The organism is uncultured Halopseudomonas sp., from assembly GCF_963977355.1.
In the GTDB taxonomy this organism is placed as follows: Bacteria; Pseudomonadota; Gammaproteobacteria; order Pseudomonadales; family Pseudomonadaceae; genus Halopseudomonas.
In genome coordinates this window covers 51,361-67,862 of the sequence record NZ_CAXBOV010000018.1, presented here as the reverse complement: position 1 = coordinate 67,862, position 16,502 = coordinate 51,361, and the positions used below count along the sequence as shown (strand labels likewise).

The following is a 16,502-nucleotide window of genomic DNA, read 5'->3' as shown; positions in this document are numbered from 1 at the left end:
TTTGCATGAATGAAATGAATGGTGTGCCATCCCTGGCTCGCATGGACCTGAATCTGTTCCGAGTCTTTGAGGTGATTTTCCGTGAGCGTAGTTTGACTCGTTCTGCAGCTGTATTGCATGTCAGTCAGTCAGCGGTCAGTCACTCCCTGGCGCGCTTACGCGAGCAATTTGCGGATCCCCTTTTTGTACGCGAGGGTCGGGGCGTCATGCCTACCGTGCTGGCGCAGCGCCTGGCGCCGGTGATCAGCGATAGTCTGGCGCGCTTGCAAAGGAGTCTTGACGGTCTTCAGGACTTTGACCCCTTGCGTGATGAGCGCACCTTTACCTTGAGTCTGCCTGAGCAGCTGGAGATGGTGTTGTTGCCCCCTTTGCTAGCCCATCTGCGTCGCAGCGCTCCTGGGTGCAAGGTGCGCACAGCAGGGCTGCGCTGGTCTGAGCTGAAATTGGAGCTGGCAGCTGGGCGTATTGATCTTGCGGTGCAGATTGCGCGGCCAGTTGAGGCAAATCTGCGCCAGATGCAGCTGCTCTCCGAGCCTCTCTGCGTGGTGGCGGGGCCGGGGTTTTGCGGCGAACTGACTACCGAGCGTTACCTGGAGAGCGATCATATTGCGGTCGCATCATGGCGGCGGGGATTATCCTATGAAGATCTGGCGCTAGGGCATATGGGCTTGATGCGACGGGTCGTGCACCGCTGCCAGAATTACCAGGCCGCCAGTCTGGTCGTGGCGCAGGGCGATCTGCTGCTGACCATGTCCCGTCGCCATGCCGAGCTGGTAAATGCCGCTTTGGGCAACCGGTTGCTGGATATGCCCTTGCCGCTGCCCTCGATCGGTCTCAGCCTGTACTGGCACGAGGCGGCAGAACATGACCCGGTTAACCGCTGGCTGCGCCAGCAGGTGTCTGCGCTGTCTCAGAATAGTTCGAGTGGCGTAACGGCGCCTTCGCTGGAGTAGCCGCCAGCATCCAGTTCGCTGAATGAGGGAGGTGCATCTTCTTCCTTGAAGACTTCGAACACAGCATTGTCACTGCCCGGGCGTGCCGTTCGACCTGTCTCCGGGTCGATGCGAGCGTTTACCAGGCCATCAGGCATTGGCTGACTGCTTTCGGGTTTGCCTTCCAAAGCCTCAGCCATGAACTTCATCCATATGGGAAGCGCAGCGGTGCCGCCGTACTCCCTGCGGCCCAGGGTGGCAGGTTGGTCAAATCCAACCCATACCGTGGCAACCAGGTCACCATTATATCCGGAGAACCAGGCATCTTTCTGTTCGTTGGTCGTGCCTGTCTTCCCTGCGAGGTCGGGTCGCTGCAGCGCTCGCGCACGGGCAGCAGTGCCGCGGGTGATGACGTCCTTGAGCATGCTGGTGAGCTGGTAGGTGGTGCGTGGGTCGACAACCTGCTCTGCCTCGGGGATCTCGATTTGCGGCAGCGCTGCCATTTCCTGATATCGCTGGGCACGTTCGATATGCGCTTCGATCGCTTCGGGTGTGGCCGCGGGTCTGGCGAAATCGATGATTCGGCTTTGATGATCTTCTATCCGCTCGATCAGGTAGGGCTTCACTGCGTAACCGCCGTTGGCGATAGTGGTGTAGCCCTGGGCGATCTGCAGTGGCGCGAGCTCTGGCGTACCAAGTGCGGCAGAAAGGTTGCGCGGCAGTTCGCTGCGGCTGAAGCCGAAACGCTCGATATAGGTGAGTGCCTCATCAACTCCGATATCCTGCAGCAGGCGAATGGAAACCAGGTTGCGTGACCGATAAAGCGCTTCACGCAATCTGATCGGGCCGAGAAAATCGCCGCCTGAGTTTCTTGGCCGCCATGCTTCTTCCATGTGGCCATCATCTACTACTAGGGGGGCGTCATTCACCAGACTGGCAGGTGTATAGCCATGATCAAGAGCGGCGCTGTAAAGAAACGGTTTGAAGCTCGATCCTGGCTGGCGCTTGGCCTGGGTGACCCGGTTATATTTGCTTTGTTCGAAGGCGAAGCCGCCGACCAGAGCCTGAATGCTGCCGTCACCGGGAGAGAGCACGACGAGCGCACTCTGGGCCTCTGGAACCTGGGCCAGTCGGTAACGAATATCTTCCTCTGGGGTGACCCGGATGATGTCACCAACGCTGAGCACGTCTGATGGGGATCTCGGATTAGGCCCCAGGCTGTTGGTATTGATATGCTTTCTGGCCCAGCGCATGCCGTCCCAGGGAATCTCTCCCAATGCTCCGCCGCGCATCTGGATCAGTGCTTTGTCCGGGCTTATCGCTGTCACCACTGCGGGCAGCAATCCGCCCATTTCGCGATAAGGTTTCAGCAGATTTTCCCACTGGTCGGGAGTAGCTTCCTGATTGCTTGCCTCGGGTCCCTTGTATCCGTGTCTTCGGTCATATTCCATGAGTCCTTCGCGCAAGGAACGATTGGCTAGGGTCTGCAGGCTGCTATCGACAGTCGTATAAACGTGATAACCGCTGGTATAAGCCTCTTCGCCGAAACGCTCGACCATCTCCAGTCGAGCCATTTCGGCCACATAGGGCGCCTCGAGCTCGGCTTTCGCTTCGTACTTGGTCGCCTTTATCGGCTTGGCCACCGCCTGCTCGTAGGTCTGTTGATCGATATTGCCAAGACTGAGCATTCGGCCCAGAATCCAATTACGCCTGATCAACGTCCTTTCGGGATTGGATACCGGGTTATAACGTGATGGCGCCTTGGGCAGGCTTGCGATCATGGCCAGGTCGGCAAGGTCGAGTTGGTCGATGGATTTACCGAAATAGATCTGCGCTGCGGCTTCTATTCCGTATGCGCGATTGCCCAGGTATATCTTGTTGACGTAGAGTTCAAAGATCTCTCGTTTGTCGAGACTTCGCTCGATTTGCAGGGCAAGCAGGATTTCGTTGAATTTACGGGAGAAAACCCGTTCGCTGCTCAAGAAGTAGTTTTTGGCGACCTGCATGGTAATTGTGCTTCCGCCGGTCTGGATGTGGCCGGTTTGAACCAGTTCCACGGCGGCGCGAAGTAGGCCCATCGGATCTACGCCACGATGGTTCAGGAAGTTGTCGTCTTCGGCCGCCAGTAGAGCGTTAATGAAATCGGTCGGAATTTGGTCGTAGCTGATAGGTATCCGGCGCATTTCACCGAATTCTGCTATCAGTCGATTATCTGTGCTATATATCCGCAAAGGGGTTTGCAGTTGCAGGTCGCGCAGGGCGTCGACATCAGGCAAATCCGGGCTCAGATACAGGGCTACCCCGCTCAAAACAAGGATTGGGGCGCTTATAAAAGCAATAATCGACCAGAATATGAATTTTAAAAATGGCATGGGGGAGAAGCGAATTCCCTGTCAAATGAAATGGTTAGGGATTAGACCAGATGAGAACGGGTTAACATACTCCATTATAAGCGCATTTTTTTTGTTTTAGCTATTTGCGCTTGTGCTGGGTCTGTTATTTAATGTATGAAAACATAAACCGTCCGTAAGTGTCGGATGCTGATAGGAAATTGGCTGTGCTAGGGCTCATAAAGAAAAAAGCAAATACGTTGCTGGGCATCGATATTAGCTCCACCACGGTGAAGCTTCTCGAACTCAGCCGATCCGGCAACCGCTACAAGGTCGAGGCCTATGCGGTTGAACCCCTTCCACCAAGTGCGGTAGTCGAGAAGAATATCGTCGAGCTCGAGGGCGTAGGTCAGGCCCTAGAGAAGGTCTTGGCTCGATCGAGAAGCTCGTTGAAGCATGCAGCCGTCGCAGTTGCTGGCTCCGCAGTCATAACCAAAACCATCGAGATGGATGCGGGACTTGATCCAGATGAGATGGAAGAGCAGATCAAGCTCGAGGCGGATCAGTACATCCCCTACCCTCTTGATGAGGTCGCAATTGACTTCGAGGTGCAGGGTGTATCCCCCCGCAACTCTGAGCGAGTAGAAGTCTTGCTTGCAGCCTGTCGTCGCGAGAATGTCGATATTCGTGAAGCAGCCCTGGCGTTGGCCGGCCTGAATGCGCGGGTTGTCGAGGTCGAAGCCTACGCGATGGAGCGGGCCTGCGATCTTGTGATCGACCAGCTTGATGGCGATCGTGACGAAGTCACCGTTGCGGTAATCGATATCGGCGCCACGATGATGACTCTCAGCGTCCTCAGTAAGGGTCGAATTATCTATACCCGCGAACAACTCTTCGGCGGGAAGCAATTGACCGATGAGATTCAGCGTCGTTACGGGCTTTCGCAGGAGGAAGCCGGTCTGGCGAAGAAGCAGGGTGGCTTGCCGGATGACTACGAGACTGAAGTTCTGAGTCCCTTCAAGGATGCGGTGGTGCAGCAGGTTTCGCGCTCATTGCAGTTTTTCTTCGCGGGCGGCCAGTACAACGATGTTGACTACATCCTGCTGGCAGGTGGCACCGCGTCCATTCCTGGGCTCGACCAGTTGATCCAGCAAAAAATCGGCACCACAACGCTGGTGGCTAACCCCTTTGCAAACATGACCCTGTCAAACAAGGTCAACGCCGTCGCGCTCAGCAATGACGCTCCTGCGCTGATGATTGCCTGTGGTCTGGCAATGAGGAGTTTTGACTAATGGCTCGCATTAACCTGTTACCCTGGCGCGAGCAGCTCAGGGAAGAGCGCAAGAAAGAGTTTATGACCGTTCTTGTTTTGATTGTCATTTTTGCGGGTGGTCTTGTTTTTCTCGGGGATCGCTACCTCAATGGCAAGATCGATCACCAGAATGCTCGTAACGAGTTCCTGCAAAAAGAAATCACACTACTCGAAGCGCGCATCAAGGAGATCGAGCAGTTGCAGGCACGCCGTACGCAGCTGCTTGACAGGATGAAGATCATTCAGGATCTCCAGGGCAATCGCCCGATTATCGTTCGAGTATTTGATGAATTGGCCAGGACTTTGCCAGATGGGGTGCATTTCGACTCCCTTGGCATGGCGGGGTCAACAATTAACATCAAGGGCAGGGCTGAATCTAATAGCAGGGTTTCCAATCTGATGCGTCAGATGGATGCGTCTGATTGGCTCACCTCGCCAAATCTGACTGCGGTGCGGGCAGTTACGTCAGGTGGCCTTGATCAGGCTAACGTTTTCGAGCTTTCTGTGAAGCAAACCGAGCCAAGTGCCGGTAGTTCAGGGGAGGAGCAGCCATGAGTCTGTCCAAATCCATGGAAAGCTTCAAGAAGATCGACATCAACAATATCGACTTCAACAACGTCGGCTCTTGGCCTGGCGCCCTCAAGTTCATAGTCGGGCTTGTGTTGCTGATCGCGCTTCTTTTCGCTGGTTATCATTTCCATCTAAAAGATTTGCAGGTGGTTCTTGAGCGCAGTGAGGCTCAGGAAGTCACCTTGCGTAAGGATTTCGAGGCTAAGTCCTTCCGCGCTGCCAATCTGGAAGCCTACAAGGAACAACTAGTCGAAATCGAGGAGCGCTTCGGGACATTGCTCAAGCAACTTCCTAGCGATACTGAAGTGCCGGGTCTTTTGGAAGATATAACGCAGATGGGTCTCAACAGCGGTCTTGAGTTCGAATCCATCACGCTTCAGCCGGAAACGGCCAAGCAGTTCTATATCGAGTTGCCGATCAGGATAGTGGTTCAGGGTAGTTATCACGATATGGGAACTTTCGTCAGCAGCGTTGCTAGTCTGCCGCGTATTGTAACGTTGCATGATTTCAGCATCGCGCCGGTAACCGAGGGAAATGGGGACCTGCTTAAAATGAGTATTCTTGCCCGTACCTATCGTTATAACGATACAGGAGGCGAGAAATGACCTTTCACAAACGAGTTTGGGGTCTGGCCCTTGTTTCCTCCTTGCTTCTCTCCGGCTGCGGTGACAGCGGCTTTGGTGATCTTCAGGCTTTTATGGCCGAGACTCGAGCGAAGCCTGCGGGCAGTATTGAACCGCTTCCTCGGTTCAAAGCGTATGAAGCATTCACCTATAGTGCTTCTTCATTAAGGAGCCCCTTTCAGCCACCGGTAAGGGTCGATGTGACTCAGAGGCAGCGCGGATCTGAGGACATAAAGCCCGACGAAGACAGAGTGAAGCAGTTCCTCGAAGGTTTCAATATCGAGGGGTTCGATATGGTTGGCACCCTGAGCGACGGGCAAGGTATGCAAGCGCTGATCCGCGGTGCAGGCAGCGTCCATAGGGTGCAGGTGGGAGACTATCTGGGCCGCAATCATGGTCGTATTGTTGCAATCGAGGAAGGACGTGTCGAAGTGATGGAGATCGTCCCCGACGGTGAAGGCGGTTGGTTGGAGCGCCCGCGAACGCTCAGCTTGCCTGTGCGCGGATAGGACAACCAGGGAGAGAAATCATGAACTGTAAACAGTCAAGCGTGGAACGCAATCAAATGCCTCTTACCAAGAAAGTTACGCTCGCCGCGGTTATTGCGCTGCTGAGCCCCCTAGCCCTGGCGGCCAGCCTCCAGAATCTTGATGTCGCCTCATTACCGGGTGAAAGAGTCGAACTCAAGTTGACTTTCGATGAGCCAGTGCTTTCAACGCCCAAAGGTTACACGATCGAGCAGCCTGCGCGGATCGCAATCGATTTGCCTGGCGTTACCAATGAGCTTGACTCACGCAATCGCGAACTGGGTATGGGTAATGCACGGAGTCTGACGGTTGTAGAGGCCAACGATCGTACTCGGCTAATTATCAACCTGGACAGCCTGGTTCCTTATACCACTCGCACCGAAGGCAATGACCTTTACGTTATGGTGGGAGAAGGTGAGGCCCCTGGATACACAACTGCTTCGGCTGCAGCACCTGCCTCGGTAGCAGTTGTGCCCGGCGACTGGAGATCCTCCACTGAACCTGCTGTGATGAGCCCTGCGACTAGCGGGTCGGCAATTCGCGGTCTGGATTTCCAGCGCGGTGATCAGGGTGAAGGTAACGTGGTTGTTGATCTGTCTGATCCTTCGGTAAGGGTTGATGTGCAGGAACAGGGCGGCAAGATCCGGCTGAGTTTCCCCAATACACAATTGCCCGATGCGTTGCGAGTTCGGCTGGACGTTACTGATTTTGCGACTCCGGTTAATTTTGTAAATGCATCAAGCAGCAATGGCAATGCTGTGATCAATATTGAGCCAACCGGCTTCTACGAACATCTTGTTTACCAGACAGATGACCGCCTGATTGTTAGCTTCAAGCCTCTCAGCCAAGCGGAATCTGAAAAACGTAATGCTGATGCCTTCGCTTACACAGGGGAGAAGTTGTCCCTCAATTTTCAGGATATTGAAGTGCGCTCGGTACTGCAGCTAATTGCTGACTTTACAGATCTTAATCTGGTGGCTAGCGACACGGTGCAGGGCAGCATCACTCTGCGGCTGCAGAATGTGCCCTGGGATCAGGCACTTGATCTGGTTTTAAAGACCAAGGGCCTGGACAAGCGAAAGATTGGTAATGTGCTACTAGTAGCGCCGGCGGACGAAATTGCTGCCCGTGAGCGTCAGGAGCTTGAATCACAACAGCAAATTGCCGAGCTGGCGCCTTTGCGGCGTGAGCTTATTCAGGTCAATTATGCACGCGCATCCGATATCGCCAGTCTTTTTGCATCGGTTACCGCGGCCGGCGGAGAGCAACGTGGCTCAATTACAGTTGATGATCGGACTAACAGTATTATTGCGTTCGAAACTCAGGAGAAACTAGACGAACTCCGTCGAATCGTTTCTCAGCTGGACATACCTGTCCGTCAGGTCATGATCGAAGCGCGCATCGTTGAAGCCAACGTTGGCTTTGATAAGGCCCTTGGTGTCCGCTGGGGTGGTAGTATCAACATGGGAAATCGCTATGAGGTCTTTGGGCGTTCTCCGGGCGGTGGTGCTGCGATGCCAACGCCTGCTGTTAATGCACCTTTTGTTGATATGGGCGTGATCGGTGCGAGCTCGGGAATCGGGATCGGCTTCATTACCAACAATGCGATCCTTGATCTTCAGCTTTCTGCGATGGAAAGCACAGGTAACGGTGAAATCATTTCCCAGCCGAAGGTAGTCACCTCCGACAAGGAAACTGCCAAAATTCTGAAAGGTTCTGAGATTCCATACCAGCAAGCGAGCTCCAGCGGTGCAACTACTACGGCCTTTGCCGAAGCGGTTCTGTCTCTGGAAGTGACTCCTCAGATCACGCCTGATAACCAGGTGATCATGGAAGTTATCGTCACCAAGGATGAGCCCGACTTCACTAATGAAGTGAACGGTGTGCCAACGATCCGCAAGAATGAGGTCAATGCCAAGATTCTGGTGGGTGACGGTGAGACAATCGTTATTGGTGGTGTGTTCTCAAGTGAAACCCAAAATAGTCAGATGAAGGTACCGTTTCTGGGTGACTTGCCTGTGCTAGGCAAGGTGTTCCGTCGGGATGTGACTTCAGAAACCAAGTCAGAACTGCTTATCTTCCTGACTCCGCGGATCATCAAGAATGGCGCCATCACAGTGGCAAGGTAAGCGCTTTGCGTAATGTCTTTCTGGTAGGCCCGATGGGGGCAGGTAAAAGCACCATCGGGCGACTTCTTGCCAAGGAGCTTAGATATCCCTTCAAAGATTCAGATCGTGAAATCGAGGCTAAAACCGGCGCCGATATCCCGTGGATCTTTGACGTTGAGGGAGAAGAGGGATTTCGTCAGCGCGAAGAAGCAATGATCGCAGAGTTGGTGCTGGAGAGTGGTATCGTTATGGCTACCGGCGGGGGGGTTGTCATGCGCGAAGCCAATCGGCAGGCGCTGGCGGCTAACGGCTTGGTCGTATATCTGCGTACCAGTGTCGACCAGCAGCTGCAAAGAACATCCAAGGATCGACAACGTCCGTTGTTGCTGAACGCCGACCCCGAACGGGTACTGCGTGACCTGATGGCCAAGCGTGATCCGCTATATCGGGAAATCGCTGACATCATCATTGATACGGATCAACGAGGCCCGAAGGTGGTAGTTAATACCATTGTTGCACGACTCCTCGAATCTGATTCCTGAGACATTCCTGATGCGTCACTCTTAAAGCTTCTGTGGCTAACTGCCCACGGGGGCTTTGTCTGTTGTATTCTTGCCGGATTCGCTTGGGAGAAACTATATGCAACAACTGACGGTTGAGCTCGGTGAACGCAGCTACCCGATATTTATAGGCTCAGGACTGTTGGAGCAACGTGAGCTATTCGTACCCTTTATTGCAGGTAAGCAGGTTTGCATCGTAACGGACGATACGGTAGCCCCGCTGTATCTAGATGCGCTGTTTCACACCCTGGAAGGTTACCAAGTTACCTGTGTAGTACTTCCTACCGGGGAGGCCTACAAGAACTGGGCAACCCTACAACAAATCTTTGATGCCTTGCTGGCTTCACGGCATGACCGACGCACAACACTGATTGCACTCGGTGGTGGGGTTGTTGGCGACATGACTGGCTTTGCTGCCTCCTGTTATCAGAGGGGCGTAGATTTCATCCAGGTGCCCACGACACTGCTCTCCCAGGTCGATTCCTCCGTCGGCGGCAAGACTGGCATCAACCACCCGGCCGGCAAAAATATGCTAGGCGCTTTCTATCAACCGCGCGCAGTCATAATAGACACGGCCAGCCTCCGGACCCTACCTTCTCGCGAAGTGAGTGCAGGGCTAGCCGAGGTGATAAAGTACGGACTTATTCGCGACGAAGCATTCCTTGGTTGGCTGGAAGCCAATATGCAGGGTTTGCGAAACCTGGATCATGATCTGATAACTCAAGCTATAGCGAGATCCTGTGCCATCAAGGCAGACGTGGTTGCTGCTGATGAGCGCGAGGGGGGAGTACGCGCGATCTTGAATCTCGGTCATACTTTCGGGCACGCGATCGAAGCGCAGCAAGGATATGGTCAGTGGTTACACGGTGAAGCAGTTGGGGCTGGCATGGTCATGGCGCTGGATATGTCCAGGCGTCTGGGTTGGATTGATGATGCATCCTTTGAGCGTGGAGTCGGGATTGTCAGGGAGGCTGGTCTTCCGGTACGCCCGCCGGATTCCATGACCTCAGCGGATTTTATCCGGTTAATGGCGGTGGATAAAAAGGTCCTGGATGGCCAACTGCGACTGGTATTGCTGAGAGCCATCGGGAAGGCGGTGATTACCGCTGAATTTGATACTGAAATCTTGCAAGCTACCCTTGCCCAGAGCAATCCATGACAGACCGACAGGAAAAAGGCATGAACGCGTTGAGCGGTGCTGAAAGTATCGAAGAGTATTACCAGCTAAACCATGATCCGTTCGCGGCGCGTACGCCGGGTTTCAAGTTCTTCACCCCGCAGCGCAAAACGGTGCTTGCTGAATTACATCACTTGGCTCGATTCGGTGATCAGGTATTGCTGGTCACCGGGCCTCACGGAAGTGGCAAAACACTGCTGCGCCAAGCACTGGTCGCCAGTAGTAATAAGGATACAACCCAGTGTGTGGTAACGACGGCACGAGAGTTTCCAGGTGTCAGCGCCCTAACTTCTTTTTTCTGTCAGGCCGTTAATGCCAGCGGCAGGGATTCCCAGTCGCTTTTGCTCAGAGCGGGTCAGGTCCATGAAACGGGCGTGAATCTGTACCTCATTATCGACGATGCGCATCTCCTCGAACAGGAATCACTGCAGGAGCTGGTGGATTGGAGTCGGGTCAGTGACGGGGAATCGCCGCTGCGTATCTTCCTTTTCGCCGATGACAGCATTGAGCCCATGATAGATAGCGTCAACGCCGATGAAGAAGGAGCTGAGTGGTTGCACCGCATTGCCCTGCAGCCTTACTCCCTCGACGAGACCCGGGATTATATGGCGCAGCGTCTGGATGCTGCGGGACAGGGAATAGAGTTGCTGGATGAAGACCAGATTCAATGGATTCATCGGCATAGTGGTGGCTGGCCTGGACGTATAAACGATGCGGCAGGGCAGTCCATGGCTGAAGCCATGGCGGAACAGGACTCGCCAGTAACCTCTCGGCGTGCAGTGCTGCCGTTGAAGTCGCTCGTTGCGGTTATTCTGGTTGCAGTGGGTATAGGGTTTGCCTGGTTCATGGGTGAGCGCCAGGAAGAGTCTGTTACTACGGTGCTGGAGCTGCCAGAGCCGGTGGTAGCCGTTGACGCAATCAATGACCCTCAGCTTGTCGAGCTTACTGAGTTAAATGCCCAGCCTGAGGTTGATGCATCAGGCGTGAGCACAGATCCGAATGTAAGATCCGAGGCGCAGGCCAATAGTGCCGACGCCAGTTCCGTGATGGGCTCAGCAGAGCGGTCTGCAACTGTTAGTCTATTTCCCAGCGCAGAATCCGGACAAGATAGCGAAGCTTCTGGGGCGCAGGCAGCGGTAGCTGCTCCTGCTCGGCCTGAACCAGTGGCATCAACGCCGGTGGAGGAGGCTCCCAAGCCTTCAGCAGTGGTCACGCCGAGCGCTGCACCGGCTGTTCGAGCACCGCAGCCAGCTCAGCAAGCCGGAGTGCCGTCGGCGCCGTCGGCTTCGCAAGCTACTGCTCCGGCGACGGGTAGTGATAACTGGTATCGTTCGCAGCAACCTGCTCGCTATGTATTGCAGGTGCTTGGTTCGCGCAGCCGCGCCGCTGCCATAGACTTTATCGCAAAGAATTCCGGCGTGGCAGAGTTGCGATTTTTCCAGACCACCTATCAGGGCGAGCCCTGGTTTGTTGTCACGCAAGGCAGCTACTCTGGCCGCCAGCAAGCTCAACAAGGTGTGTCGACGCTGCCTGCTTCGATGCGCAGTGCTAATCCATGGCCTCGCTCGGTGGGTGATATCCAGAAGGCCCTGGAGTAATATCGACTATAGTGGCGGAGAGGGTGTTTTCTCCGCCGCTAATAGCCTGGCTGCTGAAAAGCTTTCCTATTTACGACATTTGGATACGCTTATGCGGCACTTTTCACCGAAAAAAAATTGTGGCTGCACAAACCGCTGTGTACAATTACTCCCCTTTTGTCCGGCGCCGAGCCAGATCCAGTCTAGTTTGAATCTCGTAAGCGTCTGAATTCAATAGTATTTGAGAGCGTGCCTATGAAAGCAGGTTTATATCAGCCTGATCAGTTCAAGGATAACTGTGGCTTTGGCCTCATCGCCCATATGCAAGGCGAGCCAAGCCATCACTTGTTGCTGACGGCAATTGAAGCCCTGACGTGCATGACACACCGTGGCGGTATCAACGCCGACGGCAAGACCGGTGACGGCTGTGGACTGCTAATTCAGAAGCCGGATAGCTTTCTGCGGGATGTCGCTCAGGAGTCGCTTGGCGTGGCTTTGCCTGATCAATATGCCGTGGGCATGGTTTTCATGGGCGCCGATCAGGCTGCCACAGATGCAGCCCATGCAGCTTTTGAGTCCGCGTTGGAGAGTGAAGGCCTCGCGTCGCTCGGCTGGCGGGAAGTTCCGGTGGACAGTAGTGTCCTAGGACCTCTGGCCCTGAGCTGCATGCCGCGGATTGAGCAGATATTCGTTTCAGGTGAAGGTCTTGATGATCAGCAGTTCGGCATCAAACTCTTTTATGCCCGTCGCAAGGCCGAGATAGCCATGCAGACGGCGCCGGACTTCTACGTCTGCAGCCTGTCGCACAAGGTCATATCCTATAAAGGGCTGATGATGCCCGCTGATCTGGGCCGGTTCTATCCGGACCTGAGCGATCAGCGTATGGAGACCGCAATCAGCGTTTTCCACCAGCGTTTTTCCACGAACACTCTACCAAAGTGGCCGCTTGCTCAGCCTTTCAGGCTGGTTGCGCACAATGGCGAGATCAACACCATTACCGCCAACCGTAATTGGGCACACGCTCGCCGCAATAAGTTCACAAATGAACTGCTGCCTGATCTTGAGAGTATTTCGCCGATCGTCAACGTAACCGGCTCGGATTCCTCAAGCATGGACAACATGCTTGAGCTTCTACTCGCCGGTGGCATGGATCTGTTCCGTGCGATTCGTATGGTTGTGCCGCCTGCGTGGCAAAACGTCGAGACTATGGATGCCGATCTAAAGGCATTTTATGAGTTCAACTCGATGCATATGGAAGCCTGGGATGGTCCGGCCGGTATCGTTTTGACTGAAGGCCGCTACGCTGTATGCCTGCTTGATCGTAACGGCCTGCGCCCTGCTCGTTATGTGGTGACCAAGAATGGCTATATTACTTTGGCCTCGGAAATCGGTGTCTGGAACTACCAACCCGAAGACGTGATCAGTAAAGGTCGAGTAGGTCCTGGCCAGATTCTCGCGGTTGACACCGAGACGGGTGAAGTCCTGCACACGGATGATGTCGAAGGTCGACTGAAATCCCGTCACCCCTACCGCAAGTGGCTCAAGGAAAACGCGCTGCGTATTCAGGCCACAATGAACGACCGTGACCATGGATCGGATTTCCTCAATCCTGAGCAGCTCAAGCAATACATGAAGATGTTCCAGGTCACCTTTGAAGAGCGTGATCAGGTGTTGCGTCCATTGGCCGAAAACGGTCAGGAAGCCGTTGGTTCGATGGGTGACGATACGCCAATGGCGGTGTTGTCGACTCGTGTGCGTTCAGTCTACGACTATTTCCGCCAGCAATTTGCCCAGGTCACCAACCCGGCAATCGATCCGCTTCGTGAAGCGATCGTCATGTCGCTGGAAACCTGCGTTGGTGCCGAGCGCAATGTGTTCGAGGAAACTGCCGAGCACGCCAATCGGGTTATTCTGAGTAGCCCGGTCATGTCGCCAGCCAAATGGCGCACACTGATGAATCTCGATCGCCCCGGCTTTGCTGTCCAGCGTATCGAGCTTAACGTGCCCGTAGACATGTCCCTGGCCGAGGCGGTCAAGGACATAGCGCTGCAAGCCGAGGCTGCCGTACGCGAGGGCAAGACCCTGCTCGTGCTTAGCGACCGCTATATTGAAGAAGGCAAGCTACCGGTGCACGCAGCGCTTGCGGTAGGTGCCGTGCATCACCACCTGATCGAGGTCGGGCTGCGTTGCGATTGTAATATTCTGGTCGAAACAGCTACGGCACGCGATCCGCACCATTACGCGGTGCTTATCGGTTTTGGCGCCACTGCAATTTATCCGTATCTGGCCTACGAAGTTCTCGGCGATCTGATCCGCACCGGCGAAGTGATCGGCGATCTCTACGAAGTATTCAAGAGCTACCGCAAGGGCATATCCAAGGGTCTGCTCAAGATTTTGTCGAAGATGGGTATCTCTACCATCGTGTCCTACCGCGGCGCTCAGTTGTTTGAGGCGATCGGTCTGTCAGATGAGATCGTTGATGTCTGTTTCCGAGGCGTTGTCAGCCGTATTCAGGGCGCGCGCTTCAGTGATCTGCAGATGGAGCAGAGTCTGCTGGCCAAGGAGGCGTGGAATCCCCGCAAAGCTATCCAGCAGGGTGGTCTGCTGAAGTTTATCTTCGGCGGCGAATACCATGCTTACAACCCTGATGTTGTCAGGGCGCTGCAGGATGCGGTCCAGGGTGACAGTTACGACAAGTACCTGGAGTATGCAGGGCTGGTCAATAGTCGCCCGGTAGCGTCCCTTCGTGACCTTCTGCGCCTGCGTGATGACCAGACGCCGGTTGATATCGACCAGGTTGAGCCGCTGGAGAGTATCTTCAAGCGTTTCGATTCGGCAGGTATTTCCCTGGGCGCACTGTCGCCGGAAGCCCATGAAGCTATCGCTGAGGCCATGAACCGCCTGGGTGCGCGCTCTAACTCGGGTGAAGGCGGTGAAGACCCCGCACGGTACGGCACCTCGCGCAGCTCCAAGATCAAGCAGATTGCCTCCGGCCGTTTCGGTGTAACTCCGGAATATCTGGTTAATGCCGATGTGCTGCAGATCAAGGTGGCCCAGGGTGCCAAGCCGGGTGAGGGTGGTCAGTTACCCGGTGGCAAGGTTAACGAGTTGATCGCCCGTCTGCGTTATGCAGTGCCCGGTGTGACGCTTATTTCACCGCCGCCGCACCACGATATCTACTCGATTGAAGATCTGTCGCAGCTGATTTTCGACCTCAAGCAGGTCAATCCTCAGGCACTGGTATCAGTCAAGCTGGTTTCCGAGCCTGGGGTCGGCACGATCGCCGCGGGCGTTGCCAAGGCCTACGCTGACCTGATCACCGTATCCGGATATGACGGTGGCACAGGTGCGTCACCGCTCACCTCGATTCGGTATGCGGGCTCACCCTGGGAACTGGGTCTGGCCGAAGCACACCAGACCCTGCGCGGTAATGATCTTCGCGGCAAGGTACGGGTGCAGACCGACGGAGGTTTGAAAACCGGTCTGGACGTGATCAAAGCGGCCATTCTTGGGGCTGAAAGCTTCGGCTTCGGCACTGCGCCCATGATTGCCCTGGGTTGCAAGTACCTGCGTATCTGTCACCTCAATAACTGCGCCACCGGTGTCGCCACGCAGAACAAGCACCTGAGGGATAACCACTACATCGGCACTGTGGAAATGGTGATTAACTTCTTCACCTACGTAGCAACCGAAACCCGCGAGTGGATGGCCAAACTGGGTGTGACTCGTCTGCAGGACCTGATAGGTCGTACTGATCTGCTGGAGATCTTGCCGGGTAATACCAGCAAACAGCAGAATCTGAACCTTGAGCCCCTGTTGTTCAGCAAGGATGTGCCGGCGGACAAGCCACAGTATTGTGAATCACCGCGTAACGAGCCCTTCGACAAGGGTCTGACCGCCGAGAAGATGGTCGAACTGGCGCGCGCCGCTATCGATGGCCTGACTGGCGGCGAGTACGAAATGAACCTGACCAACTGTGACCGCTCAATCGGTGCCCGGGTGTCAGGTGAGATTGCCCGTGTACATGGCAACCAGGGCATGGCCAAAGCGCCTGTTACCTATCGCTTCAAGGGCACCGCAGGTCAGAGCTTCGGCGTCTGGAATGCCGGCGGCCTGCACATGTACCTCGAAGGCGATGCCAACGACTATGTGGGCAAAGGCATGACTGGCGGTAAGCTGGTAATTGTTCCGCCAAAGGGCAGTCCTTTCCGCTCTGAAGAAACTGCGATCATCGGTAATACCTGTCTCTATGGTGCTACCGGTGGCCAGCTTTTTGCAGCGGGTAGCGCGGGTGAGCGGTTTGCGGTGCGCAACTCCGGTTGCCATGCGGTAATCGAGGGTGCCGGCGACCATTGCTGTGAATACATGACTGGCGGCATGGTCTGCGTTCTCGGCAACACAGGGCATAACTTCGGTGCCGGCATGACCGGCGGATTTGCCTTTGTACTTGATCAGGACAACAGCTTCTTTGACAAGCTGAACCACGAGCTTGTGGAACTGCACCGGATATCCAGTGAGTCGATGGAGTCCTACCGCAGCCACCTGACCATGGTTCTGACCGAGTATGTGGCGGAGACCGGCAGCGCCTGGGGTGGAGAGGTCCTGGACAACCTGGACAACTACATCCGTCGTTTCTGGCTGGTCAAGCCCAAGGCGGCGAGTCTGGGCGCACTGTTAAGCAGCACCCGCGCCAACCCGCAATAAAGCGGCTGTGTGGCATCAGGTCCGATCCTCTGGGGTCGGACCTGGATCCAAGGTGAATGTTTGCAGCCGTGTCGCTTTCGCG

The 16,502-nt window shown here is 55.1% G+C and carries 11 protein-coding genes; 10 read left to right on the top strand and 1 reads right to left on the bottom strand.

Translation table 11 applies throughout. The features are described 5' to 3' along the window. The first annotated feature begins 5 nt into the window (after positions 1-5). Complete coding sequence (locus tag AAC076_RS11520; RefSeq protein WP_339845735.1) at positions 6-953, top strand: LysR family transcriptional regulator; 948 nt, start codon at positions 6-8, stop codon at positions 951-953. On the opposite strand, the gene AAC076_RS11515 is transcribed toward AAC076_RS11520, so the two are convergent. Then, positions 911-3,304, bottom strand: coding sequence for a penicillin-binding protein 1A (locus AAC076_RS11515; RefSeq protein ID WP_339845732.1), 2,394 nt, complete (start codon positions 3,302-3,304; stop codon positions 911-913). The genes AAC076_RS11520 and AAC076_RS11515 overlap by 43 nt on opposite strands. Positions 3,305-3,489: 185 nt before the next feature. On the opposite strand from AAC076_RS11515, the gene AAC076_RS11510 reads away from it, so the two are divergent. The 9 genes from AAC076_RS11510 to gltB all read left to right on the top strand — a co-directional run bounded on the left by AAC076_RS11510 (position 3,490) and on the right by gltB (position 16,420). Continuing rightward, a complete protein-coding gene (locus tag AAC076_RS11510) occupies positions 3,490-4,554 on the top strand; it encodes a pilus assembly protein PilM (protein ID WP_339845730.1) in 1,065 nt (354 codons plus the stop codon). Next, on the top strand, positions 4,554-5,129 hold the full coding sequence (locus AAC076_RS11505; protein WP_339845729.1) for a PilN domain-containing protein: 576 nt from the start codon (positions 4,554-4,556) through the stop codon (positions 5,127-5,129). Before AAC076_RS11510 ends, AAC076_RS11505 begins: the two co-directional genes overlap by 1 nt. Then, positions 5,126-5,749: a type 4a pilus biogenesis protein PilO gene (locus AAC076_RS11500; protein ID WP_339845727.1), complete on the top strand. Its 624-nt coding sequence runs from the start codon at positions 5,126-5,128 to the stop codon at positions 5,747-5,749. Before AAC076_RS11505 ends, AAC076_RS11500 begins: the two co-directional genes overlap by 4 nt. After that, positions 5,746-6,276 (top strand): pilus assembly protein PilP, encoded by a 531-nt coding sequence (locus AAC076_RS11495; protein ID WP_339845725.1) that lies wholly within the window; start codon positions 5,746-5,748, stop codon positions 6,274-6,276. Before AAC076_RS11500 ends, AAC076_RS11495 begins: the two co-directional genes overlap by 4 nt. Before the next feature lie 20 nt (positions 6,277-6,296). After that, positions 6,297-8,423: a type IV pilus secretin PilQ gene (pilQ, locus tag AAC076_RS11490; RefSeq protein ID WP_339845723.1), complete on the top strand. Its 2,127-nt coding sequence runs from the start codon at positions 6,297-6,299 to the stop codon at positions 8,421-8,423. Positions 8,424-8,428: 5 nt separating this feature from the next. After that, positions 8,429-8,944: a shikimate kinase AroK gene (aroK, locus tag AAC076_RS11485; protein WP_339845722.1), complete on the top strand. Its 516-nt coding sequence runs from the start codon at positions 8,429-8,431 to the stop codon at positions 8,942-8,944. A gap of 97 nt (positions 8,945-9,041) precedes the next feature. Continuing rightward, positions 9,042-10,121, top strand: coding sequence for a 3-dehydroquinate synthase (aroB, locus tag AAC076_RS11480; RefSeq protein WP_339845721.1), 1,080 nt, complete (start codon positions 9,042-9,044; stop codon positions 10,119-10,121). Beyond that, positions 10,118-11,737: an AAA family ATPase gene (locus AAC076_RS11475; protein ID WP_339845718.1), complete on the top strand. Its 1,620-nt coding sequence runs from the start codon at positions 10,118-10,120 to the stop codon at positions 11,735-11,737. The genes aroB and AAC076_RS11475 overlap by 4 nt, the downstream gene beginning before the upstream one ends. Before the next feature lie 234 nt (positions 11,738-11,971). Further along, positions 11,972-16,420: a glutamate synthase large subunit gene (gltB, locus tag AAC076_RS11470; protein WP_339845716.1), complete on the top strand. Its 4,449-nt coding sequence runs from the start codon at positions 11,972-11,974 to the stop codon at positions 16,418-16,420. The last annotated feature ends 82 nt before the right edge of the window (positions 16,421-16,502 follow it).

Coding starts and splice junctions, on each gene's coding strand:
- AAC076_RS11520 (WP_339845735.1), top strand. CDS start 6: ATGAATGAAATGAATGGTGTGCCATCCCTGGCTCGCATGGACCTGAAT.
- AAC076_RS11515 (WP_339845732.1), bottom strand. CDS start 3,304: ATGCCATTTTTAAAATTCATATTCTGGTCGATTATTGCTTTTATAAGC.
- AAC076_RS11505 (WP_339845729.1), top strand. CDS start 4,554: ATGGCTCGCATTAACCTGTTACCCTGGCGCGAGCAGCTCAGGGAAGAG.
- AAC076_RS11500 (WP_339845727.1), top strand. CDS start 5,126: ATGAGTCTGTCCAAATCCATGGAAAGCTTCAAGAAGATCGACATCAAC.
- AAC076_RS11495 (WP_339845725.1), top strand. CDS start 5,746: ATGACCTTTCACAAACGAGTTTGGGGTCTGGCCCTTGTTTCCTCCTTG.
- pilQ (WP_339845723.1), top strand. CDS start 6,297: ATGAACTGTAAACAGTCAAGCGTGGAACGCAATCAAATGCCTCTTACC.
- aroB (WP_339845721.1), top strand. CDS start 9,042: ATGCAACAACTGACGGTTGAGCTCGGTGAACGCAGCTACCCGATATTT.
- AAC076_RS11475 (WP_339845718.1), top strand. CDS start 10,118: ATGACAGACCGACAGGAAAAAGGCATGAACGCGTTGAGCGGTGCTGAA.
- gltB (WP_339845716.1), top strand. CDS start 11,972: ATGAAAGCAGGTTTATATCAGCCTGATCAGTTCAAGGATAACTGTGGC.